The sequence below is a fragment of the Streptomyces sp. CAU 1734 genome (genome assembly GCF_039888735.1).
Lineage (GTDB): Bacteria > Actinomycetota > Actinomycetes > Streptomycetales > Streptomycetaceae > Streptomyces.
This window is the reverse complement of sequence record NZ_JBDQQP010000008.1, coordinates 177,426-200,681: the sequence shown is the minus strand read 5'-3', so window position 1 is coordinate 200,681 and position 23,256 is coordinate 177,426. Positions and strand designations below refer to the sequence as shown.

The window sequence follows — 23,256 nt, the reverse complement described above, 5'->3', positions numbered from 1 at the left end:
CTCCGTAGACGTCGGCCCAGTTTTGAACACGTTCAACTACTGGTCTACGCTCACCTCGGACGAGGGAGGGGCACACGATGAAGATCGTCATTCCCGGCGGAACCGGACAGGTCGGCACGATCCTCAAGCGCGCGCTCGGCGCCGCCGGCCACGAGGTCGTGATTCTCACCAGACACCCCCGGCGCGAGGGCGATATCCCCTGGGACGGCAGAACCCCGGGGCCGTGGACGACGGCGGTGGACGGCAGCGATGTCGTGATCAACCTGGCCGGGCGCACGGTGAGCTGCCGGTACACGGCCACCCATCTGCGGGAGATGATGGACTCCCGGGTCGAGTCCACCCTTGCCGTGGGTGCCGCGATCGCGAGCGCCGCCAACCCGCCCCGGCTCTGGCTCCAGATGAGCACCGCCACGGTGTACGCGCACCGCTTCGACGCCTCCAATGACGAGGCCACCGGCCTGATCGGCGGTACCGAGCCCGGCGTGCCGGACTACTGGGCGTACAGCGTCGAGATCGCCAGGGCCTGGGAGCGGGCTCAGCAGCAGGCCGAGACACCGGCCACCCGCAAGATCGCCCTGCGCTCGGCCATGGTGATGAGCCCGGACGCCGGCGGGGTGTTCGCCGTGCTGCTGGGGCTGGCCAGTCTGGGGCTCGGCGGGCCGGTCGCCGGCGGAGCGCAGTACGTGTCGTGGATCCACGAACACGACTTCGCGCGCGCCGTGGAGTTCCTGATGGAGCGGGAGGACATCGAGGGACCGGTGAACCTGGCGGCTCCCCACCCCCTGCCGCAGCGCGCGTTCATGCGTGCCCTGCGCTCCGCGTGGGGCGTACCGGTGGGTCTCCCCGCGACCCGGTGGATGGCCGAGGTGGGCGCGTTCGCCCTGCGTTCCGACACCGAACTGCTGCTGAAGAGCCGCCGCGTCGTCCCGGGCCGGCTGACCGGGGCCGGGTTCGGCTTCCGGTACCCCACCTGGCCGCAGGCCGCCGGCGAGCTGGTTCGCCGGGTGCGCGGACGGTCCGGCACCGGCTGATCCGGCCGGACCGGCTGAACGGCGCCCACCAGCAGCACCCGCAGCACCCGCAGCACCACCGTTAATCATGCCCATGGCATATGCGCAATGAACAAGATCACGTTGCGCGAATAACCCTCATAGCATCAATTATCCGACCAGAGGGGACAGTTGGCGGCCGGTACTCCCCAGTACGGTCTCCCAGGCATCACCCACAGGTAATGCACAGGAACCGAGAGAGACCGGGAACCATGACGGTGGAGAGACCCGCGCCACACGAGCGCGGACGGCAGTGGTCGAAGGCGAGTCTTCGACATATATCGTGCGGGCTGGCGCTGACGCTGGCCGTGACCCTGCTGGACGGGGCGGCCGGTGCCGCCGAGGCGAGTGCGGCCCCGCGGGCGGCGAAGAAGCAGGCGGTGACCCAGGCCGCGGACATCGCGTCGGCGCGGGTCGCCGCGCGGTTGTCGGGCAAGCGGGTCGAGGCGCTCTCGGAGCGTACGGAGACCTCGACGACCTGGGTGAACAAGGACGGCTCCCTCACCACGGAGCTGGCCGCCGGGCCGGTCCGGTTCAAGGACGACGCCACCCGGAGCTGGCGTGATGTCGAGCTGGACCTGGTGCGGTCCGGTGACGGCGGGGTCGAGCCGAAGGCGCATCCCGAAGGGCTCCGGCTGGCCGGGAAGTCGGGTGTTCCGGCCGCCTCCATCCAGGCCGCGCGCACCGCACGGGCCACCGACCTGGTCACCCTCGGCGAGGGCGACCGGGCGATCACCCTCCAGTGGCGGGGCGGACTGCCCGCCCCGAAGCTGACCGGCACCCGGGCCGAGTACCCCAACGCCGTGCCCGGCGCGGACGTGGTCGTGGAGGCCACCCGTACCGGGTTCGAGCAGTTCGTGGAGATCAACCGGCGGCCTGCGGACGCGGACTACTCCTACACGCTGCCGCTGCGCGCCAAGGGGCTGACCTTCAAGCAGCTGAAGGACGGCAGTCTCCTCTTCACCGACCGCGCGAAGAACAAGCACGCGGTGATGCCCGCACCGGTGATGTGGGACGCGAGCACCGACAAGGTCTCCGGCGAGCACACCCGCCGGGCCCGGGTCGCCATGAAGGCCGTTCCGACCAGGAACGGCGCCGACCTCGTCATCACCCCGGACGCGAAGTTCCTGGCCGACCCCCGGACGAAGTACCCGGTCACGGTCGACCCGTCCACCTCCGCGCTCGGCAATGTCTTCGACAGCTATGTCCAGCAGGGCGAGACGGTCGACTGGTCCGCCGACACCGAGCTGGACCTGGGCAACCCGGGGACCACCAACCCCAACGGCACCCCGCGCACGGCCCGGTCGTTCATCTCCTGGGACACCGCGCCCGTCCAGGACGCCCTGATCACCGACGCGAAGCTGTCGCTGTGGAACTTCCACTCCGGCAACACCACCTGCGCCGCCCAGCCCTGGGAGGTCTGGTCCACCGGATACGCCAACACCGCGACCCGCTGGACCTCCCAGCCCGGCTGGACGGCGAAGAAGGCGACCTCCACCGAGACGAAGGGCAACCCCGGCTGTGCCGGAGCCCCCGACGGCTGGATCAACGCCGACGTCACCGGTCTCGTCCAGGAGTGGGCCTCCGCCAAGGCCGCCCGCGGGCACATGGGTCTGCGCGCCACCAGTGAGACGGCCACCGCGCAGTGGAAGCGGGTCAACTCCTCCAACGCCGCCGCCAACCCGCCCAAGCTGACGGTGACGTACAACTACCGTCCGCGCACCGGCACCAAGCAGGAGGCGGGACCCCCGTACTTCTCCTACGGCGGCGACTACCTGGTCAACACCCTCACCCCCACCCTCCGCGACACCTTCGTCGACGCCAACGGCGACAAGGTCAACGGCACTTTCCAGATCTTCGACGACGCCGCCAACACCCAGGTCGGCTCGCCGTTCGTCTCCCCGTACGCGCCGTCCGGGCAGCCGGTCTCGGCCACCGTGCCGGCGGGATGGCTGACGAACGGCAAGAAGTATCGTTTCCGCACCAATCCCTACGACGGTGCGCACTACAACACCGGCTGGTCGGCGTGGAAGACCTTCACGGTCGACACCTCCGCACCCTCCGCGCCGACCGCGATCACGTCGGCGGACTACCCGACCGGGCAGTGGGTCAGGGGCGCGGGGCAGGCCGGCACCTTCACCGTCACCCCGCCCGCCGGTGACCACAACTGGCTCGAATGGTCCCTGGACGGGGTGACCTGGACCAAGCACGCCACCGGAGGCACGGCCGGCGCGAAGGACCTCTCCGTCGCCCCGCCGAAGGACGGCACCCACACCCTCCAGGTGCGGGCCGTCGACAAGGCCGACAACAAGTCCGAGGCCGTCAGCCACACCTTCCACGCGGGCCCCGGCGGTTTCATCGAGCCCGGCGAGGGCGAGCGCACCGCACGCCGGCTGCCGCTGGTCGCCGAGGCGGAGGCCGGAAAGTACGACGCGGTCTCCTTCTCCTGGCGCCGTTCCGCCGCCGACCCCTGGGTCAGGATCCCCGCAGGGGATGTGACATCGGGCGGCAGCCCCGTCGGCGCCTGGCCGGTCCCGCTGGTCAACGGGCGCAACGCCGCACTGGTCTGGAACGCCTCGGACACCGTCAACCCCGACGGCACGGTCCAGCTGAAGGCCGACTTCACCGGCCCTGCGGGCGCCGCCGGCGCCACCGAGCCGCTCACGGTCGTCGTGGACCGCAACGCGTCCGGCGCCGCGTCGGAGTCGATCGGACCGGGCTCGGTCAATCTGCTCACCGGCGACCACATCCTGTCCTCCTCCGACGCCGCCGCCTTCGACCTGGGCATCTCCCGCACCGCGTCCTCGCGCGTGCCGGACAAGGGGGCCCGGCAGCAGGGCCAGGCCGCGATCTTCGGCAAGGAGTGGGTCGCCGGCACGGCGGCCGAGGACGAGCAGGAGACCACGTACAGCCATGTGCGCCGGGTCTCCGACACCGCTGTCGATGTGGTGCTCTCCGAGGGCGACTCGCTCCACTTCACCGCCAACGCGGGGCGGAACGGCTGGATCCCGGAGCCGGGGACCGAGGATCTGACCCTGCGGGGCAGCACCTCGGGTTCGTTCACCCTCGCGGACACCGACGGCACGGTCACCGAATTCACCAAGCCCGACCCGGCCGCCGCCACCTGGCAGGTCTCCAGCACCCTGCTGGACGGGCTCAACAACACCGAGACCACCGTGGTCTCGGAGACCGTGACCGTGGACGGCAGGAAACTGGCCCGTCCCAGGCGGGTCATCGCCCCCACCTCGGCGGCGACCGCCGCGGCCTGCGCCGCCGACCCGTCCGTCAAGGGCTGCCGGCTGGTGGAGTACGTCTACGCGACCGCCACCACCGCGACCGCCTCCGGGCTCGGTGACGTCACCGGCCAGGTCAAGGAGGTGAAGCTCTGGGCCACCGAGCCCGGAGCCGCCGCGTCCACCGCGGTCGCGGTCCAGTCGTACGCGTACGACGGCGCGGGCCGGCTGCGCGAGGTGTGGAACCCCCGGATCACCCCGGCGCTGAAGACGGCGTACGAGTACGACGGCGCGGGCCGGGTCACGAGGCTCACCCCGCCCGGCGAGCTGCCGTGGAGCTTCACCTACGGCACCGGCGCCCGCGAGGGCATGCTGCTCAGGACCGAGCGGTCCGGCCTCCAGCAGGGAACCACCGGCACCCAGCAGGGCACGGCGGCCACCAGTGTGGTCTACGACGTACCCCTGACCGGCGGCTCCGCGCCGTACCCGATGGGCGCGAACGACGTACGGGCCTGGGGGCAGCTCGACGCCCCGGTGGACGCCACGGCCCTCTTCCCGGCCGACTCCGTACCGTCCGCGCACTCCGGCAGCGGGCTCACCGCGGCCGACTACCGGCGTGCCGGGGTGCACTACCTCGGGGTCTCCGGCCGTGAGGTCAACTCCGCCTCCCCCGGCGGACACATCACCACCACCGAGTACGACCGGTTCGGCAACACCGTCCGCGAGCTGACGGCCGGCAACCGGGCCATCGCCCTCGGCCTCACCGCCGGGGACCGCGCGGTCCGGGCGTCGCTCGGTGTCGCCGGGCTCAGTGGCGCGGAGCGCGCCGAACTGCTCTCCAGCCGCTCGGTCTTCAACGCGACCGGCACCCGTGAGGTGGAGGAGTTCGGGCCGCTGCACCGGATCGACCTGACGGCCGATCTCACGTCCGGCGGCACGGTGCTCCTGCCCTCCGGCACCTCGGCGATGGCACGCTCCTGGACGGTCAAGGAGTACGACGCCGGCCGTCCCACCGACGGCACGGCCAAGTCCCGGGACCAGGTCACCAGGGTCGTCACCGGGGCGCAGGTGCGCGAGCACCCGTCCGTGCACGGTGAGACCCGGGTCTCGCAGACGGTCTACGACTGGCCGAAGGGCCTGGCGACCAAGTCGATCCAGGACCCGGGCGGGCTCGCCCTGGTCACGGAGACCCAGTACGACGCCCAGGGCCGGCTGGTCCGGCAGCTGCTGCCGGGTGCGAGCGGTACGGACGCGGCGACCCGGGTCACCAGCTACTGGACCGCCGGCGGCACCGGGGCGTGCTCCGGGCGTCCCGAGTGGGCCGATCTCGTCTGCTCCACCGGCCCGGCCGGTGCGATCACCGGCGGCGGCTCCCAGCCGTCGCAGCTGCCCACCAGCACCACCGAGTACGACCGCTGGGGCAACTCGGCCAAGGTCACCGAGACGGCCAATGGGGTCACCCGGACGACCACCAGCTCGTACGACGCCGCGGGCCGGCTCACCACGACCGCGATCACCGGCGGCACCGGGCAGGCGCTTCCGCAGTCGGCGATCGAGTACGACCCGGAGACCGGGCGGGCGCTCCGCACCGTCTCGCCGACCGGTGGCACGATCACCAGCGCCTTCGACCGGCTCGGCCGCCAGATCTCCTACACCGACGCGGACGGCGGGCGCACGAGCACCGAGTACGACCTGCTCAACCGGCCGGTGAAGGTCTCCGACACCTCCCCGGCCACGGTCCAGTACAGCTATGACCACACGGCCGAGCCGCGCGGTCTGGCCACCCGGAACACCCACTCGGTCGCCGGTGCCTTCGAGGCGTCCTACGACGCCGACGGCGGGGTGGCCGAGGAGAAACTGCCCGGCGGCTACACACTCAGGGCGGCGGAGGACACCACCGGTTCGGCCACGGGACGCACCTACACCCGTGACAGCGACGGCACCACCGTCTACTCGGACGCGGTGACGGAGTCGATCCACGGTCAGGTGACCACCCACGCGGGCTGGTCGGACCAGAGTTACGGCTATGACGCCGCCGGCCGGCTGAAGACGGTGGCCGACACCGCCGACACCGTCTGCACCCTGCGCACCTACGCCTTCGACGCCCGCACCAACCGCACCGGTCTCACCAGTGCGACCGGTACACCGGGCGGCAACTGCCCCACCGCGGGAGGCACCTCCACCACGCACACCTACGACAGCGGTGACCGGCTCGTGGACGCCGGATACACCTATGACGCCTTCGGCCGCACCACGGCGCTGCCGGGCCACGGCACCATCGGCTATTACGCCAATGACCTGGTCCACCAGCAGACCGCGAACGGGCAGCGCCAGACCTGGCAGCTGGACGCCAATCTGCGCCACCGTTCCTGGGTCAAGGAGACCGGTTCCGGTTCCACCTGGGCCCGGACCGCGTCCAAGCGGAATCACTACGACAGCGATGGCGACGCCCCTCGCTGGATTGTGGAGGACACCGCTTCGGGCGCGCTGACCCGCAATGTCGAGTCGATCTCGGGCGATCTGGCCGCCACCACCGGCACCACGGCCGGCACGGTGCTCCAGCTGACCACCATCCACGGCGGTGTGGCGCTCCAGCTCCCGCTGGATGTCTCGCAGGCACCGGTCGCGCTCGACCACGACGAGTACGGCAACCCGCGGGCCGGCCGGATCGCCGCGCGTTACGGCTGGCTGGGCGGCAAGCAGCGGTCCGCCGAGACGGCCACCGGGCTCACCCTGATGGGTGTGCGGCTCTACAACCCGGGCACCGGCCGCTTCCTCTCACCCGACCCGGCCTACGGCGGCAACGCCAACGCCTACGAGTATGTGAACGGCGACCCGCTGAACCGGTACGACCTCGACGGCAAGTGGGGCTGGGCCAAGAAGAAGTGGAAGAGTTTCAAGAACAGTTCGGTCGGCCGGCACATCAAGCGGAACCGTAAGATCTATGGATGGGCCGCGGGTATCGGCATCGGCATCATCGGCGGTGCGTGTGTGGCGGCCACGGCCGGAATCTGCGCCGGCGCGGGCGGTCTCCTGATCGGAGCGGCCTTCGGCGCGGGTGGCGGCGCGGCGAGTTACCGCATCGGGTACGCCCGCCGTTCCTGGTCGGGTTACCGGTCGCGCATGATCTACGGTGCGGCCACGGTCGTCGGGCCCGGTGTGTTCACTCGCTGGCGGACGATCGGCAACCCGCAGACCGCCCGTAACTGGAGCCAGGGATTCCGGCGGGAGTCCAGCTATGTGCGGGACCGCCGCCGCAAGGTGCACCAGCACTGGGGATTCGGAACCCGTTGGATCCGATGACCCCGGAGTGACCTGAACCCGCCTCCAGGGGCGGGGACAGGATGGGGATCAAGCGGTTTTCAGCTCCCGCCGGGTCCGGGCACCGCGCCCGGGCCCGGCGGGGGCACATGCGAAAGGCTTGGAAAATGAACGATGTTCCCGCGCGGCGGACCACGGACGCGCCGCTCACCCGGGCCGCCGTCGCCATCGACCGGCGGCTCTCCTCGTCCTGGGGAATCATGGCGATGGTCGCGGTGCTCATAGGCGTGTCCCTGGCGTATCCGCCGCTGAGCGCGATCGGCTCGGCGGTCATTCTCGCGGGCTGGTTCGCCATCGGCCGGACCGCCAAGAGGCATGAACGGCGCACCTCCTCCTGACCCGGCGCGCGACCCGGGCGGCCGGCGCGGACGCGCCGGCCGTGACCGGGGGCGTCCGTCACGACCGGGAGCGTACGCCCGCCGGCGTCCATCGGGACCGGGCCGTACGCCCGCAGCCGTCAGCCGTCAGTCGTCAGTCGTCAGCCGGGACCGGCGGGCGCGGTCCCCTCGCGGACGGTGATGGCCTGCGCCGGGCAGATCTCGGCCGCCTCCAGGACCCGGGGATCCGGCCCGGCCGGCACCTCCCGCACCCGCGCGTGCCAGCCGTCCAAGGCGAACACCTCGGGGGCCAGCCCGGCACACATGCCCGATCCCAGGCAGAGCCCGCCGTCGACACTGATGTCCCACGCCCCGGCGGTCACCCGCCCCGGACCGTCGCGGCCCTCGTGACCGTCACGCCTGTCATGGCTGTCCCGGCCGTCACCGCCGCCGGTCACCACGCGACCGGCATGACGCGCGGACCCCGCACGATCATCGCGCTCTTCCAGGTCACATCACCGGCCGCGCGCAGCCCCGGGAATCGGGCGATGAGCGCGCTCAGCGCCTCCTGGAGTTCCAGCCGGGCGAGCGGCGCGCCCAGGCAGTGGTGGATTCCATGGCCGAAGCCGAGGTGCCGGCCGGCCTCCCGGGTGACATCGAGCACGCCCGGGGCGGTGAACCGCAGCGCGTCGTGATTGGCCGCGCCCGCGGCGACCAGAACCGGCTCACCGGAGCGGACCAGAGTGCCGCCGACCTCGATGTCCTCGGTCGCGTACCGCGCCTGGCCGGCGCCGCTGCCGAGCGGGACGAAGCGCATCAGCTCCTCCACCGCGTTGGGGATGAGCTCGGGCCGCTCCCGGAGCAGGGCAAGCTGATCCGGGTGCTGGAGCAGGGTGAAAACGAAGTTGGGGATCTGGGACGCGGTGGTCTCGTGTCCGGCGACCAGGACGGCCATGCAGAGATCGACCAGCTCCGCCTCCGACAGACGGTCCCCGCCGTCCCTGGCCTCGATCAGTTCGGTCATCAGGTCGTCCTGCGGACGGCGCCGGTGGTCATCGAGCAGTTCGAGCAGATAGGAGCGGATCTCCGCCAGATTGGCATCGAACTCGGCGGCGGTGAGGGTGCTCGTCGAGAGGATCGCCTCGCTCCAGACCCGGAAGCGCGGCTGGTCCGCCACGGGCACCCCCAGCAGCCGGCAGATCACCGCGACCGGCAGCGGGAGCGCGAAGAAGGCCACCAGGTCGGCGGGCGGCCCGGCGGCCTCCATGTCGTCGAGAAGGCGGGCCACGAGCTCACGGATCCCGGGGCGGAGCTGCTCCGCCCGGCGGACGGTGAACGCCCCCGCCACCAGGGAGCGCAGCCGGGTGTGGTCGGGCGGATCCATGCTGAGGATGCCGCTGTTCGAGCGGCCCTCGCTCTGCCGCGGCTCGTCGTGCCGCGCGCCCAGGGCCCGGCTGAAGCGGGCGTCGCCCAGGACGAAGCGGGCGTCGGCGTAACGGGTGACGAGCCAGGCCGGTTCGCCGTACGGCATCCGTACGCGTAACAGGCCCGGCTGGTCGCGGACGCGCTCGTAGGCTTCGGCGAGCTCCAGTCCTTCGGAGGTGTTGAAAGGGTAGGCGAGGGGTGTCGTGCCGGCTGCTGTCACTACGGCCTCCCATGCTGTAAGCAGGTGCTTACAACCGTAGGACCGGCCCTCCGGACGGTCAACGACGCTTTAAGGCCGTTGTGTTGACGGCTGCCGGGAGAGGATCTGACGACGTGGAAGAGCCCATCCGACCACCGGCCCGGGAGCGCCGCCGGGATGCCGCGGCCACCCGGCTGCGGCTCCTCGAAGCGGGCCGGGATCTGTTCGCCGAGCGCGGCTACGAAGCGGCGACGGTCCGCGACATAGCCGAGCGGGCGGGCGCCAATCAGGCCCTTCTCTTCCGGTACTTCGGCTCGAAACGGGGGCTGCTGACCGAGGTGGTCGCCCAGGGCGGCCTCGAACGGCTGCGCGCGACACCGCCCGGTGAGCTCTTCGAGTCATCGCTGCGCTCCCTGCTGACCGGGAGCGCCACCGGCGGCGACGATCGTTCCCTGGAGGTCTATCTGCGGTCCATCGGCCGGGGGGACGAGGCGGCCGGCACGCTGCGGGAGCTGGGCGAGGAGTACCGGAGCGCGCTGGCCACGCTCTCGGGGGCGGAGGACGGCGCGCTGCGGGCGGATCTGGCCATGGCCTGGCTGCTCGGCATCGGCCTCATGCGGACCGTGGTGGCCCGCGAGCCGCTGGCCGGCGCCGATCCGGAGGCGGTCTGCCGTCTCGTCCTCGGCACGCTCGGGCATCTGTGGTCCGCGCCGGCGGACCAGCGGGCGGAGTGAGCCGGCCGCGGGCGGAGTGAGCGGGGCCGCGGGCTCACCACAAACCACTTTCGGCCACGCTGAGTTGGCGTTCGCTCACACTCGGCGAGCTCTCCAGGCATGAACCCGCGAGTGCCGAGGTAGGGATCCCGGCGGATGCGCCCCTGACCGGGGGCGGCCAGTCCGACGAGGGGATGCCGGCAGATGTCGTTGACCGTCCACGGCCGGCACGGCGAGCGGGGGCACCGGTGAGGGAGCCGAACCGGGGGGATTCCGGGGACGAGCGCTTTCTCCGGCTGTCGGCGGTGCTCACCGGCTTCGGCGCGGCGGAGCTCCGGGCGACCGGTATGGCCGGGGCCCACCGGGAGCTGGTGGAGCGGTGGGCCGGGCCCGCGCTCGTGGGGAGGCTGGCCGCCGCCACCGGGGCCGATGTGTATGTCCCGGGCGGTGGTGACGAGGAGGCGGACGAGCTCGCCCGGGCGGTCTGTCACCTCTGGTACGTGGGGGTGTGGCCGGGGGCGGGCGGTCCGGCGCACCCGCCCGGGGAGCCCGCCGCCCGGGCATATGAGAACGGGCTGGTGTGGCGGACCTTCGGCGCCCGGCCGCCGGGGACGGCCGGACCGGGACCCGGCTCCTGGTCCCTGCCGCCCGCCGCCGATGCGCCCGCCGGCCCCCTTCCCGGCCCTCCCCCCGGCCCCCTTCCCGGCCCTCCCCCCGGCCCCCTTCCCGGCCCTCCCCCCGGCCCGCGCTCCGATCCGCGCTCCGATCCGGCGGGGAGCGGGGCGCGTTGAGCGGCGGGGAGCGGGAGGAGCACTTCGAGGTGGTCGTGGTCGGCGCGGGTGTCGCCGGCTCGCTGCTGGCGAAGGAGCTGGGCGCGCGTGGCCGGCGGGTCCTGGTGCTGGAGGCCGGGGTGGGCGACGGCGACGGGGACGGCCGCCCCGCCGTGGACCCGGAGCGGTTCCGGGCGGCGGCGGTCAAGGTGCCCACCGCCGCCATCGCGGAGAATCCGCTGGTCCCGTCGCCGGACGTACTGGATCCGGCCGGTCTCCCCGGCGGCGGCCACCGGGCACACGGCCACGTCCTCCAGAACGGCCGGCTGCCGTACAGCAGCGGCTATGTCCGGGTCAACGGCGGTACGGGTACGGCCTGGACCGGGCTCGCCCCCCGGATGCACCCGGAGGACTTCCGGACCGCCGGCTTCGGGTACGGCCGCGACTGGCCCATCGGCTACGCGGAGCTGGAGCCGTACTATCGCGCGGCCGAGCGCGAGCTCGGTGTCGCCGGTGACGCGGCGGAGCAGCGGGAGCAGGTCGGTCTGCCGCTGCCCGAGGGCTACTCCTTCCCGCACGGCCCGGTTCCGGCGAGTCATCTGGACCGGCTGGTGGCCGAGCGGCTGGACGGGCGCACCGCTGTGGATCCCGCGTATCCGCGCCGTCCGGCACGGCTGCGGGTCGTCGGTACGCCCCAGGCCCGCAACACCGCCGACGGCGGGGCGGACGGCCCGGCGTGCGCCGGCAGCGCGAGCTGTATTCCGGTCTGCCCCACCGGGGCGAAGTGGACACCGCTGCGCACCCAGCGGCGCTGGGGGCCGGCGGTGACCCTGCGCACCCGTTCACCGGTGGTGCGGGTCCTCGCCGGTGCCGGGGGCCGGATCACCGGGGTCGAGTACCGGCGGTACGGCGGGCCCGGGACGGCGGTCACCCGGCACACCGTGCGCGCGGACACCGTCGTCCTGGCGGCGCACGCGATCGAGAACGCGCGGCTGCTGCTCGCCTCAGGTCTCGCCAACTCCAGTGACCAGGTCGGCCGGAATCTGATGGATCATCCGGTACTGCTCACCTGGGGGCTGCTGCCCCGGCCGGCCGGTCCCTACCGGGGGCCGGGCTCCACCTCCGGTCTGGAGGGGTTCCGCTTCGGTCCGGCCCGGGCGGTCAGGGCGCCCTTCCGGATCGAGATCGGCAACTGGGGCTGGCTCTGGGCGGCCGGACCGCCGGGCACCGAGGTCGCCGCGCTGCTGCGGAACGGCGGCCCCGGGCGGGAGCACGGGCTCTTCGGCACGGAGCTGCGCCGGGCCGTCGGTGACCGGGTCGGGCGGCAGTTCGCCCTGCAATTCGAGCTGGAGCAGAGCGCCGACCCCGCCAACCGGGTCACTCTCGACCCGGCCCGCCGCGATCGGCTGGGACAGCCGCGTCCGGTCCTCACCTATGACCTCTCCGACCATGTGAAGGCGGGCGTGGCCGCGGCCGGAGCGGTGTCCGCCCAGATCTTCGCGCTGCTGGGGGCGGAGGACCACAGCCGGTACGAGCCGGGGCCGTCCCAGCCCGGCTGGTACGAGTACGGGGGCGCCGGCTGGGCGTACCGGGGCGCGGGTCACGGCGCCGGCACCCACATCATGGGCGACCGCCCGGCGAATTCGGTGGTCGACTCCTGGCAGCGCTGCTGGGACCACCCCAATCTGTACGCCGTGGGCTGCGGCAGCATGCCCTCCCTCGGCACCTCCAATCCGACCCTCACCATGGCCGCGATCACTCTGCGCAGCGCGGAGCGGATCCACCGCGATCTGACCGGGTCGCGCCGGGTGACCGTGCGGCCGCCGGGCCCCGGGCGCGTCCCGGAACCGGCCGTCCCCGAGGAGACCGAAGCCCCGTGACCGACTCAGCCACCGATTCAGCGGCCGGCCCCGCGACCGCCCGCGCCGGGGACGTTCCCCTCGCCCTGCCGCCCGTGTCCGCCCCGTATCTGCTGCCCTTCCACTACGGAGCCCTGCACAACATCGGTGTCGACCATCTGGTCGATCCGGCGCCGGTGCGCGCGGTGCTGGCCCGGCGGTATCCGGATCTGACCGCCGCCGACTTCGGCGGCCGGGCCTGTGTGACCCTCAACTACCAGCTGTACTTCGCGCAGTACCCGAGCGGTGGCGCGATCATCCAGGAGATCGAGTACAGCGTCATCGCCCTGCCCACCGCGAGCACCGGCCGGGTCGCCCGGCTCTCCTACGAGGAGTTCGCGCAGGGATACGACCAGACCAAGCTGCTCGGCATCGCCCGGCTCCATGTGCTCTGCGACAGCGCACTCGCCATCGCCGCCGGTACGCGGCTCTTCGGCGAGCCGAAGTACCCGGCCTGGTTCGAGGTGACGATGCCCTCCCCCAACGGCCCGGTGGGCGAGCTGTGGGACATCACCTGCAAGGCGGCGGTGCACTCGCCGCGGGAGGGGGCGATCGAACGCCGGGAGGAGACCCTTTTCTCCTTCTCGGCCGATCTGACCGGGCTCCCCCGTGTCCCGGTCAACCACACTCCCGTCACCGGTTACGGCATCGACGCGGCCGGACGCCCGCTGGCCGGACCGATGCATGTGTACCAGCCGTACCAGTACTTCCGTCTGTCCCCGGCCGAGACGGGCCGGGTGCGGCTGCGGGTCCACGACGCCTCCGCACCGGCCGGCGCCGATCTGCTGGCCCTGATCGGCGACGCTCCGGCGGCCGGCGCGTGGAGTCATCAGTCCGCCCCGGTCGCCGCGCACAACCGTCCGTACTATGTGCCGCGCTCGGTGACGGGCGGCCCGGCGGCCGGGTAGGGCGGTCGCCCGCGCGCGGTCCCCGGGGGCGCGGCGACCGGGTTTCGCGGCCGTCGGGCGCGGGGCGCGGGCCCGCGCGCCGGCGCTCACGGCCATCCGGCCCCGGGGGCGCCGGCTCCTCCGCGCCGGCCCCTCCCCGCCGCCCTTGCGCACCGCCCCCGCGAACCGGCCCCGCGCACCGGCCGCGAAAATTCCCCGGCGCGCTCTCACTCCGCTCTCAATTCGCTCCGGTATCACAGGGAGAGAGGAGAGAGAGACCGGCGAGAGATTCCGTTCCTAAATTCACTGTCCAGGCAGCCGTTTTCTAGCCGGATGGACAGGAGACATAGATGCCCGAGGAATCACGTTCGCTGCGAGCGGTCGTCGTCGGGGGCGGACCGGTCGGGTGCGTCGTCGCGATCGAATTACTGAAGCGTTCGTTCGAGGTGGACATCTATGAACGCGGTCCCGATTTCCGCAGCTACCCTCCCACTCGCGGCCACTCGTTCAATCTGACCCTCACCAAAAGGGGTCTGGACTCCCTCGACGAGGATGTGCTGAAGCTGCTCTACGAGCACGGCGTACCGCTGCCGCAGCGCATCGTGCACGCGGCGGACGGCACGGTGAACTACCAGTTGTACGGGACGGAGCCCGAGCACCATCTGCTCTCCATTCCCCGCGGCGAACTCCATCAGCTGTTGCTGGAGAAGGCCGAGAGCGCCGGCGCGCGCCTCCATTTCCACCATGAGTTCGTGGGCGCCGACCTGGCCATTCCGCGGGCCACCTTCGCGGTCAGGGGCGTCTCGGTGACCGAGGCGTACGCCGATCTGCTCATCGGATGCGACGGCGCGAACAGCATGGTGCGGCATGCGCTCTCCCGCTCCGGGGCGCGGATGCAGGTCTCCCAGGACCACTTCGGCGACGGCTTCGTCGAGGTCACGATGCCCGCGGACGCGGACGGCGGCCATCCGCTGCTGCGCGCCTACCGCGACCCCGGACAGCCGCTCAGCGAGCAGCACGGCCTGCACATCTGGTCGCGCGGGCATTTCATGCTGATCTCGCAGCCCAATACGGACGGGACATACACCACCGGGCTGTGGATGCCGCTCACCCATCCCGATCCGGAGCAGCCGAGCTGGGAGACGATGCGGACTCCCGAGGACGTCGTCAAGCTGTTCTCCGAGAATTTCCCGGACGTCGTCGAATTCCTTCCCTCACTGGCGGCCGATGTTCTGGCTGTTTCCCCGGCCCCGCTCAAGACAATTCGCGTCTTTCCTTATCATCACCAGCGCACGGTTCTGCTCGGGGACGCCGCGCACACCCTGGTGCCGTTCTTCGGGCAGGGCATCAACTGCAGTTTCGAGGATGTCCGCGCGCTGATGTCGCTGTACGACGCGAATGTCGCGGAGCTCGGTCCGCTCGCCGCCATCGATGTGACGCTGCCGGAGTTCACCCGTACCAGGAAGCCGAACGGCGACGCCATCGCCGATCTCTCCCTGGCCATGGGCGGGACGCTGAAGGACCGGGCGGCCAGCCCCGAGTTCCAGGCCAGGACGGCGCTGGAGAAGCGGATCCACCAGCGGTACCCCGACCTCTATCTGCCCCTGTACCACGCGGTGGCCTTCACCCATACGCCGTACCACGAGGTGACCGCCCGCTACACCCGGCAGTGCGCCGTCCTGGACGCGCTGTGCGCCCGGCTGGACCCGGAGCGGGACAGCGAGACCATCATCGAGGCCTATGTCGCGGCCATCGCGGACCAGGACGGGCATCTGCCCGCCCCGGTGACGACGCTCAGCCCGGGGAACGGTCTCGGCCTCAGCCCGGCGCAGGAGCGGGAGCTGCTGGAGCGGGTGGCCGAGCGGGTCGCCTCGTACCAGTCGGCGCTGGCCGGGAATGTCTATCCGGCCTCCTTCGGCGACCTCGATCGCATCGGCGCCGGCCCGCTGCCGTCGCAGGGCCGGTCCGCTCCGTACGAGGGAACCGAGCTGACCCAGCTGCTGGACGAGGTCTTCGAGCAGGCCCTGCCCAGCGGGATGATGCACGCCCACCCGGGCTTCCTCTCGCATGTCCCCTCGGGCGGTCTCTTCCAGGGCGCGGTGGGCGAGTTCGTCTCCCGCAGTCTCAACCGGTTCGCCGGGGCGTGGGCGGCGGCGCCGGGGTTCGTCCAGATCGAGTCGGCCGTGGTCCGCTGGTACTGCTCGGCCATGGGTTACGGGGAGGGCTCGTTCGGCTATCTCACCACCGGCGGCTCGATCGCCAACTTCATGGCGCTCCGGTGTGCGCTGGAGCCGATCGCGGAGGACGAGCGCCACCGGTCGGCGGTGTATGTCTCCGCGCAGGGGCACTTCTCGGTGCAGAAGGCGGCCAAGCTCGCCGGGGTGCGGAGCGACCGGGTGCGGTCGGTGCCGCTGGACGGCGATCTCCGGATGGACGTGGGCGCGCTGCGGGCGATGCTCGCCGAGGACCGGGCGCGCGGAATCGTTCCCGCCTATGTGGTGGCGACCGCGGGCACCACCAACACCGGTGCGGTGGACGACATCACGGCGATCGCCGAGGTCTGCCGGGAGGCGGGTGTCTGGCTCCATGTGGACGCCTGTTTCGGCGGCTTCTTCCGGCTCACCGAACGCGGCCGGGCCCTGCTGGCGGGGACGGAGCTGGCCGACTCGATCGCGGTGGACGCGCACAAGTCGCTCTTCCTGCCGCACGGCAACTCCGCGCTGCTGGTGCGCCGCAAGGAGACCCTGAAGGCCGCGTTCGCGATACCGGGAGCGGCCTACATTCCCGAGCTGTCGGACGACGACGACCGTCCGGACTTCATGAATTACGGTCCCGAGGTGACCCGGGAGATCCGCGGGCTCACGGCCTGGCTGCCGCTGCGGATGCACGGTCTGGGGGCTTTCGAGGACGCGCTCGACCACACTCTCGACCTCGCGGACGATCTGGCCTCCCGGCTGGCGTCCCTGGACGGGGTGACGGTGGTGCCGCGGGGCCGTCCGCATCTGCCGACCGTGGTCTTCCGGGTCCACTGCCCGGCGGGCGGGGCCATCGAGGGCTACGGCGATGTGGTGGACCGGCTCAATGAGCGGCTGTGCGAACTGATCAACTCCCGCGGCAATGTCTATCTGGCCACCTCCACACTGCCGGGTCTGGGCACGGTGCTGCGTGCCTGTGTGATGCACCACCGCACGGACGCGGCGGTGCTGGACCGGCTGCTCGCGGATCTCAAGTGGGCCAGGGAGACGCTTGAGGAGACGGACCGCGCCGGCTCCGGCGCCCTCGCCGGCTCCGACCATTCGGACAGGAGTTTCGCGTCATGATGACCCTCACCGAAGTACAGTCCGTGCCGCCGGGGCCGAATGCTCCGGTCGCCGACCAGCTCGCCTGGTTCGAGCGCGATCCCTTCGCCTGTGTGGAGGACGCCTCGCGCCGGTACGGCACCCCCTTCACCCTCCGGCTGGGCTCGCTCGGCAACGCGGAGGTGCCGGGCGTCGAGCACCGGGGCGAGTGGGTGTTCCTCACCCGGCCCGAGCAGTTGAAGGTGATGTACACCTCGGGCGAGGCGGTGACCAGCGGCGCACAGGCCAACCAGGTCTTCTTCGGCACGACCGAGGAGTCGGTGGGCTACATCGACGGGCGCTCGCACCGCCGCCGGCGCTCCCAGCTGCACCCGGCCTTCAGCGGGAACCGCGACTATGTGGCCATCATCCAGGAGGCGGTCGACAGCCATCTCGCCTCCTGGCCCAGGGACCGGCCCTTCGAGCTCTTCCCGGCGCTCCAGCTCCTCACCGGCGAGATCATCACGGAGGTGGTGTGCGGCAACTTCGACGCGGCGGACCGGCTCCGGCTGACCGCGCTGCTGCCGCGGACCGAGAGCGCCCGCCTCACGGGTGCCGAGATGTTCGCCGCCGACCAGGAGATCAGGGCGTTCGTCGCCGAGCGGATGCCGGGCCATCTGGCGAAGTCCGACGCCCTGGGCCGGGACGACGTACTGGCGTCCCTGCTGCGGCATGCGGCGGACGGCGACGCGTCGCTCACCGACGAGGTGATCCGCGACGAGATCTTCAGCCTGCTCTACACCGGCTTCTCCACCACCGCCAACACCCTCTCCTGGGCCTTCGTGGAGATGATGCACAGTGAGCCGGCCCAGCGGGCGCTGCGGGCCGAGGTCGGGGACCGGTTCCGGCACCGGCCTCTGCGGCGGGACGAGTTCGGCTCGCTGGAGCTGGTGGACGCGACACTGCTGGAGGCGCTGCGGCTGCATCCGGTGTCGGCGCTGAACGGGGTGCGCATGGTGACCGCGCCGCTGCGGCTGGACGACTATCTGCTGCCGCCCGGGACGATTCTGGTGCACTGCGCCCATGTGCTCCAGCGCAGCCCGGACCTCTATCCGGACCCGCTGTCGTTCAAGCCGGAGCGCCATCTCACCGGCCGGACCGACCACTATGTGTGGGGTCCCTTCGGCGGCGGCACCCGTACCTGTGTGGGGCGCGGCTACGCACTCGCCGAGATGCGGATGATCATGGCCATGGCGGTCTCCGGCATCCGGCTGACCCCGGTCGGCCCGGTGCCGCGCGCCCGGCAGCAGGGCATCTTCATGGCCCCGGCGGACGAGGCCCGCTGTGTGGTGCACGACGCGCGGTGAGAAGGACAAAGAGGCGGGGGAAACCCGCGGCGGGGCCGTGACCGGGGGAGGGTGGTCACGGCCCCGCCGCGTGCGAGGGGGCGGCCGGGCCCGCCGCGTACCGGGGCGCCGGTCCGGGTCAGCCGGGGCGGCCGGCCTCGGGGACCTCCTCGCCCGGGGGCGGCGGGCCCGGCGGCGTACCGTCACCGAACGGCCGGCCGCCCAGGACTTCCCGGCCGTGCGGGGTCGGCCAGCCCGAGAGATCCGGGCCGCCCGCGATGATGTGATGCGGATTGGCGGTGTCCAGCACGGTGTAGTAATGCCGCTTGATGTCGTCGAAGTCGACGGTGTCGCCGAAGCCCGGCGTCTGGAAGAGGTCGCGTGCGTACCCCCAGAGAGCCGGCATCTGGACAAGCAGATTCCGGTTGCATTTGAAGTGGCCGTGGTAGATCACGTCGAACCGGACCAGTGAGGTGAAGAGCCGGACATCGGCCTCCGTGATGGTCTCCCCCACCAGATAGCGCTGCCGGGTCAGATGCTTCTCCAGCCGGTCCAGGCAGTCGAAGAGGGCCCGGTAGGCGGCCAGGTACTCCTGCTGGGTCGAAGCGGTGCCGGCCTCGTAGACGGCGATATTGACGTTCCGGAAGGTGTCGGCGTTCATGGCGTCGATCTCGCCGCGCAGCGCGGTCGGGTAGAGGTCGGGCGCGCCCGCGCGGGCGTGTGCGCCCCACTCGACGGCCAGGTCGAGGGAGAGGGTGTCGATGTCATTGGCGGCGACCTTGCCGCTGGGGATGTCGATCATCGCCGGCACGCTGACCCCGGCGTCGTATCCGGGGGCGGCGGCGAAGTACGCCTCACTGAGGAAGCGGATGCCGAGCACCGGATCGGGCTCCGGGAACCGCCAGCCGCGCTCGTCCTGGACGGGGTCGGTGAAGGCCACCGACACCGCGTGCTCCAGGCCCATCAGCCTTCTGACGATCAGCGCCCGCCCGGCGAAGGGGCAGGCCCGGCTCGCCGCCAGCCGGTAGCGGCCGGCCTCGGCGGGATGGGCGCCGCCCACCGCGCGGATGCGGCCGTTGAACCGGGTCGCGGACATCACGGAGGTGTCCTCGCTCATGGTCTGCTCAGTCCTCCCGGGTACGGGGATGGGGTACGGGTTTCCTGTCGGGTACGGGTCGCTGTGCCCGGCACGCGGATCGGGGCCGGGACCGGATGCGGGCGTACGGGCATGCGGGCGTACGGATACGGGAACGCGCGAGCCCGGCCGCGGGGCGGGAGGCGCCGGGGCCGGGCAGAGACGCGGGGCGCGGGTCAGGACCGGGTGAGGTCGTCGGCGCGTGCCGGCGACGCCTCCGGCGCGGGTGACACCTCGGGCGCGGACGCCGCCGCCGGCCCCGTGCTCTTCCGCCGGCCGCCGCCGAACCGGAAGACCACCCCGGCACCCGCGCCGACCACCGCCAGCGCGGCGCACACCGCGGCCAGCCCGCCCAGCGCCAGCAGCGGCCCGGCGAGTGCGAAGGTGCCGACGGCCGCCGCCGCGCCCATGGCCAGCTCGCCCAGGCCCTCGGTGCGGTGCCGCAGCGGCTCGGGGGTCACCTCCACCAGCCAGGCGCTGCCGCTCACCAGATGCATGTTCCAGGCCGCGCCGACCAGGAAGACCACCACGGCGTCGGAGGTCCGGCCGAGGCCGAGTACGCCCAGCAGCAGGACCGCGACCATCGCCCCGGCCCCGATGACGGCGGTCGTCCGGGAGCCCAGCCGGCGGCAGAGCGCGGCGGAGACCGGCGAGAAGGCGAACATGCCGCCGATGTGAGCGGCCATCAGAACACCGACCGCGGTAAGGCTCCAGCCGTGGTGCTGGAGATGGCCGGGGGCCGAGCCCATGATCGCCACCATGGAGAGATTGCCGGTCGCGAGCACGGCGAGCGGCAGGATCCGGCCGCCCGGAGCGGGCACCGCCGCGGCCTCCCCCGGCGGTGCGGCGGCGGTCTCCGGCACGGCTTCGGAGCCCTCGCGCGCTGCGCCGGCGCGGCGCGAGATGCCGTGCAGCGGAACGCAGATCAGCGCGGCGAGGGGGAAGACCACCATGGCGATCAGATGGAGTCCGGTCAGCCGGTCGAGCCCGAGCGACGCGGCGAGCGCCCCCGAGGGGCCGAGCAGCACCGGTCCGGCCACCGCGCCGATGGTGAGCGCGCCGACCGCGAGCCCCATGGCGTGTGCCTGCCGTCCCGCGCCGACCAGATCGGCGGCGAGATAGCGGCCCAGCATCGAGCCGGTGGTTCCGGTTCCGAGCAGCACACTTCCGGCGAGGAGCGCGGCGAACGCCAGTGAGCCGAGCGCGCCCCAGGAGATCGAGAGGATGACGATCAGCGCGCCGAGCGCGGCGGTGAGATAGCAGGCCGCGAGGCCGGGCACCCGGCCCTTGCGGCGCATCAGCGCGGCGGCGGCCGGCCCGGCGAGCGCGGAACCCACCACCAGCGCGCCCATCGCCATCGGGCCGCGGGAGGCGGAGCCGGTCACCTCCTCGGCGAGCAGCGGGCCCGCGGCGGCACCGGCGGCCAGGCCGATCGCGCCCACGCCCTGGCTCAGGCAGAGTACGAGAAGAGTCCGGGGCAGTGGGACTGATGACATGCGGAGACCCCCGATGGCCGTGTCTGCGGGACGTTTCCGACGGTAGGCGGCTCCGCTCTCACCTCACTCTTCGCCTCACGCGCGCACGGAGAGCGCCCGCCGGATCCGGCGGGCGCTCTCCGTTCACCCCTCCTGTGCGCCCCTAAGCGGGCTTGACCCCGCTGATCACCCCGTGCGGGGTCCAGGTGTCGCCGGGCAGCCGGCGCACATCGCCGAATCCGGCCTCCACCAGCCACTGCTCGTAGTGCGCCCAGCGGTAGATCATGCTGCGGGGCGCCGTCAGGGTCGCGAAGTAGGCGTTGTCCAGGGCCGAGTACAGCGGCCCGTCGCCCCGGTCGTCCGACATCACATTGAAGATCATCACCTTGCCGCCCGGTTCGAGGGCGGTGTGCGCCTTGCGCAGCAGGCCGAGGTTCTGCTCCGGGGACCAGATGACGAGCTGGTTGGCGAGGAGCACGGCGTCGTGCCCGCCGGGGTAGGGGTCGTCGAAGATGTCGCACGCCTGGACCGAGATCCGGTCCGACAGGCCCTCCTCGGCGATCTTCCGCTCGGCGATGGCCACCGCCCCGGGCAGATCGAGGACGGTGAACTCCACCCCCGGGTTGGCCTTGGCCAGGGAGATCGCGTTGACGCCGTCCCCGCCGCCGACGTCGAGCACCCGGCGGGTCCCGGTCAGATCGGCCTTGGCCACCAGGATCGGGTTGGAGAGCCGGGACCAGGAGCGCATGCAGCGGTAGAAGAGCTCCTCCATCTTCGGATCGGCCGCCAGCCGGTGGTACAGGTCGTCGCCCTCGCCGGTGAAGCGGGCCAGGCCCACGTTGGTGTTGGTCCGCAGGCTCTCCGTCAGATCGGCCTGCGGCGCGTACACCACATGCGCCTCGAAGGCGACGAGGTCCTTGAAGATCTCCCAGAAACCGTCGCCGAACATCTCCTCCAGGACGGGAGAGTTGCGGTACTCGGCGCCGTCCACCGTGGTGAGCCGCAGCGCGGTCACGCCCATCAGCAGGATCTCGGCCGGCCGGGCGTGGAGGCCGAGCGCCGGTCCGATCTCGTCCAGGGTCAGCGCCCGCTTCTCGTGCAGCAGCTCGAACAGGCCGAGCTCACAGCCCGCGTTGAGCATCTGGAACGCTCCGGCCCCGAAGAGCACCCCGGCCAGGTCGGTACGGGAGCGCAGGCCGCCGGGGCCCGGCGGATCACTGACACCGGCGGCTCCGAGGAGGCCGGACACGCTGGGCTCGCTCTGCTGTGTGGTCATCGATTCTCTCCGTACGCGGGTCGGCAGATCAGAGACAGAGTCAAGGGTGATGCGCTGGGCTCGGGGCTGAGGTCAGGACACGTCGAAGAGGGTGCCGGGGACGGGATTGCACCGCATGGTGTGGCCGATACCGCTCAGCAGCTCCATCTCGTCCTCGCCGAGAGTGAAGTCGAAGACATCGGCATTGGCCCGGATCCGGTCGGCCCGGGAGGACTTGGGGATCACCACGACACCGAGCTGAAGATGCCAGCGGAGCACGATCTGGCCGGGGCCGCGCCCGTGGGCGGCGGCGATGGAGGTGACGGTGGGGTGCTGGAGGAGTCCCTGGTTGCGCCCGAGCGGGCTCCACGCCTGGGTGACGACCCCGCGCCGCTCGTGCTCCGCGCGCAACTCCTCCTGAAGGAAGAGGGGATGGAACTCCACCTGGTTGACCGAGGGCACCACCGAGCACTCGTCGGCGAGCCGGGCCAGCTCGGCCGGCGCGAAGTTCGAGACCCCGATGGAGCGGATGCGGCCGTCCGCGCGGAGCTTCTCGAAGGCGCGCCAGCTCTCGACATAGGCACCGAGCGCGGGCCGGGGGAAGTGGATGAGATAGAGGTCCAGATAGTCGAGACCGAGCTTCTCCATGCTCGCGTCGAAGGCCCGCAGGGTCGCGTCGTGGCCGTGGGCGTCGTTCCACAGCTTGGTGGTGACGGTGAACTCCTCGCGCGGCACCCCGCTGCGGGCGATGGCCCGGCCGACGCCCGCCTCGTTCCCGTAGGCGGCGGCGGTGTCGATCAGCCGGTAGCCGGCCTCGATCGCCGTGCCCAGCGGCTCGTCCACCTCCTCGTCGGGGATCATGAAGACGCCGAATCCCAGCTGGGGGATGGAGGTGCCGTCGTTGAGCGTCAGATGCGGGAACTGTGACACTGCGGGCCCTTTCGGTCGGGGTGTT

At 72.0% G+C, this 23,256-nt stretch carries 15 protein-coding genes; 9 read left to right on the top strand and 6 right to left on the bottom strand.

What is annotated here, in order from left to right; all coding sequences use genetic code 11:
- Positions 1-77: 77 nt before the first annotated feature.
- From AAFN69_RS17380 to AAFN69_RS17370, 3 genes are all read left to right on the top strand, one after another.
- Entirely contained in the window at positions 78-1,031 is a 954-nt protein-coding gene (locus AAFN69_RS17380) for a TIGR01777 family oxidoreductase (protein WP_347729429.1), read from the top strand.
- Positions 1,032-1,261: 230 nt separating this feature from the next.
- Complete coding sequence (locus AAFN69_RS17375) at positions 1,262-7,585, top strand: DNRLRE domain-containing protein (protein WP_347729428.1); 6,324 nt, start codon at positions 1,262-1,264, stop codon at positions 7,583-7,585.
- Between the two features lie 125 nt (positions 7,586-7,710).
- Positions 7,711-7,941 carry a hypothetical protein gene (locus AAFN69_RS17370; protein ID WP_347729427.1) on the top strand — a complete coding sequence of 77 codons (231 nt, stop codon included), beginning with the start codon at positions 7,711-7,713 and terminating at the stop codon, positions 7,939-7,941.
- Positions 7,942-8,081: 140 nt separating this feature from the next.
- On the opposite strand, the gene AAFN69_RS17365 is transcribed toward AAFN69_RS17370, so the two are convergent.
- Together AAFN69_RS17365 and AAFN69_RS17360 are read right to left on the bottom strand one after the other, a co-directional pair.
- Positions 8,082-8,381, bottom strand: a complete 300-nt coding sequence (locus AAFN69_RS17365; RefSeq protein ID WP_347729426.1) for a ferredoxin — start codon at positions 8,379-8,381, stop codon at positions 8,082-8,084.
- Positions 8,375-9,565 carry a cytochrome P450 gene (locus AAFN69_RS17360; protein ID WP_347729425.1) on the bottom strand — a complete coding sequence of 397 codons (1,191 nt, stop codon included), beginning with the start codon at positions 9,563-9,565 and terminating at the stop codon, positions 8,375-8,377. The genes AAFN69_RS17365 and AAFN69_RS17360 overlap by 7 nt, the downstream gene beginning before the upstream one ends.
- Positions 9,566-9,678: 113 nt before the next feature.
- Here AAFN69_RS17360 and AAFN69_RS17355 point away from each other — a divergent pair, with 113 nt between their 5' ends.
- From AAFN69_RS17355 to AAFN69_RS17330, 6 genes are all read left to right on the top strand, one after another.
- Positions 9,679-10,278, top strand: coding sequence for a TetR family transcriptional regulator (locus AAFN69_RS17355; RefSeq protein WP_347729424.1), 600 nt, complete (start codon positions 9,679-9,681; stop codon positions 10,276-10,278).
- A gap of 227 nt (positions 10,279-10,505) precedes the next feature.
- Positions 10,506-11,048, top strand: coding sequence for a hypothetical protein (locus AAFN69_RS17350; protein WP_347729423.1), 543 nt, complete (start codon positions 10,506-10,508; stop codon positions 11,046-11,048).
- Positions 11,045-12,907: a GMC family oxidoreductase gene (locus tag AAFN69_RS17345; protein WP_347729422.1), complete on the top strand. Its 1,863-nt coding sequence runs from the start codon at positions 11,045-11,047 to the stop codon at positions 12,905-12,907. The genes AAFN69_RS17350 and AAFN69_RS17345 overlap by 4 nt, the downstream gene beginning before the upstream one ends.
- On the top strand, positions 12,904-13,833 hold the full coding sequence (locus AAFN69_RS17340; RefSeq protein ID WP_347729421.1) for a hypothetical protein: 930 nt from the start codon (positions 12,904-12,906) through the stop codon (positions 13,831-13,833). The genes AAFN69_RS17345 and AAFN69_RS17340 overlap by 4 nt, the downstream gene beginning before the upstream one ends.
- 329 nt (positions 13,834-14,162) lie before the next feature.
- Positions 14,163-17,132 (top strand): aminotransferase class V-fold PLP-dependent enzyme, encoded by a 2,970-nt coding sequence (locus AAFN69_RS17335; RefSeq protein WP_347729420.1) that lies wholly within the window; start codon positions 14,163-14,165, stop codon positions 17,130-17,132.
- Positions 17,129-18,457 (top strand): cytochrome P450, encoded by a 1,329-nt coding sequence (locus AAFN69_RS17330; protein WP_347729419.1) that lies wholly within the window; start codon positions 17,129-17,131, stop codon positions 18,455-18,457. The genes AAFN69_RS17335 and AAFN69_RS17330 overlap by 4 nt, the downstream gene beginning before the upstream one ends.
- A 118-nt stretch (positions 18,458-18,575) precedes the next feature.
- On the opposite strand, the gene AAFN69_RS17325 is transcribed toward AAFN69_RS17330, so the two are convergent.
- The 4 genes from AAFN69_RS17325 to AAFN69_RS17310 form a co-directional block, all read right to left on the bottom strand.
- The gene (locus AAFN69_RS17325; RefSeq protein WP_347729583.1) at positions 18,576-19,532 is read right to left on the bottom strand and encodes a glutathione S-transferase C-terminal domain-containing protein; all 957 of its coding nucleotides are present in this window, start codon (positions 19,530-19,532) and stop codon (positions 18,576-18,578) included.
- A gap of 215 nt (positions 19,533-19,747) precedes the next feature.
- Positions 19,748-21,067: an MFS transporter gene (locus tag AAFN69_RS17320; protein ID WP_347729418.1), complete on the bottom strand. Its 1,320-nt coding sequence runs from the start codon at positions 21,065-21,067 to the stop codon at positions 19,748-19,750.
- Between the two features lie 142 nt (positions 21,068-21,209).
- A complete protein-coding gene (locus tag AAFN69_RS17315) occupies positions 21,210-22,322 on the bottom strand; it encodes a methyltransferase (RefSeq protein WP_347729417.1) in 1,113 nt (370 codons plus the stop codon).
- Positions 22,323-22,394: 72 nt separating this feature from the next.
- Positions 22,395-23,231: an aldo/keto reductase gene (locus AAFN69_RS17310; protein WP_347729416.1), complete on the bottom strand. Its 837-nt coding sequence runs from the start codon at positions 23,229-23,231 to the stop codon at positions 22,395-22,397.
- Positions 23,232-23,256 lie beyond the last annotated feature (25 nt).